Source organism: Streptomyces lushanensis (genome assembly GCF_001700515.1).
Lineage (GTDB): Bacteria > Actinomycetota > Actinomycetes > Streptomycetales > Streptomycetaceae > Streptomyces > Streptomyces lushanensis.
In genome coordinates, this window is sequence record NZ_MAUD01000526.1 from 1 (window position 1) to 977 (window position 977).

Annotated in this window: 1 protein-coding gene; it reads right to left on the minus strand. The window is 71.1% G+C overall.

Annotated elements, in window-relative coordinates:
- Positions 1–224: 224 nt before the first annotated feature.
- Positions 225–977: DUF3159 domain-containing protein (locus tag BFF77_RS30785; protein ID WP_066956614.1), on the minus strand; the 753-nt coding region annotated here is incomplete at its 5' end.

The following is a 977-nucleotide window of genomic DNA, read 5'->3' on the forward strand; positions in this document are numbered from 1 at the left end:
AGGTGCCGGGCCCTTTCGCGTCCGTCTGCCCCGAGGGCCGTTCGCCGGACACGGAAGCCGCGACGGGCCGTAGGGGCCATGCCCGGCCCCGGAGCGTACGGGCGGGCCCGGCCCCGGAGCGTACGATCCCGGATCCTACGGGCGAGCCCGCGCCCGGACCGTACGGGCAAGGGCGTATCGGCGGGACGTAAAGGCAGGGGCGTACGGGCGGGCGCCGCGCGGGCTCAGCGCTCCTTGCGGTGGCTCGTCGGGCCGTCCGGGGTCGCCGCGGCGGCGGCCTTGCGGGCCTTCTCCGCCTCCTCCTCCGCCTCCATCTCGGCGAAGACATCGATCGGCGCGGGCGCCTTCGCCAGGAACACCCAGGTCAGATAGACGGCCAGCAGGAACGGCGGGATCTTCAGCGTGATGAGCACCCAGCCGAGCTGGGTCGTATCGGCCCACCAGTAGAGGGGGAAGAGGATCGCGCACTTGGCGAGCAGGATCAGCCCCCACGCCCAGCTCGCCTTCGCGTACGCCTTCTTGCGGCCCGGGTTCCGTGTCCGCCAGGAGAGGTTCTCCTTGAAGACCGGGCCCAGGATCAGCCCGATCAGCGGCACACCGGCCAGCGTGGTGACGATGTACGCGAGGGCCAGCCCCAGCGTGTAGAGCATGCCCGGCAGATAGAAGTCCTTCGCGTTGCCGGTCATCATCGCGAAGACGACACCGAAGGCGACGCCGAAGACGCCGCTGAACGCGTGCTTGACGGTGTCCCGGCGCACCAGCCGGACCACGACCAGCAGCAGCGAGACCGCGAGGGCCGCGATCGCCGAGGTGTGCAGATCCTGGTTGATCGTGAAGATCGTGACGAAGAGCAGGCCGGGGACGACTGTCTCCACCATGCCGCGCAGGCCGCCGAAGGCCTCGAAAAGGGCCGCCTCCGTGACGGCTTTCGCGTCGGCCTCACCGGCCGGGCCGGACGGCCCGGCCGGTGAGGCCGA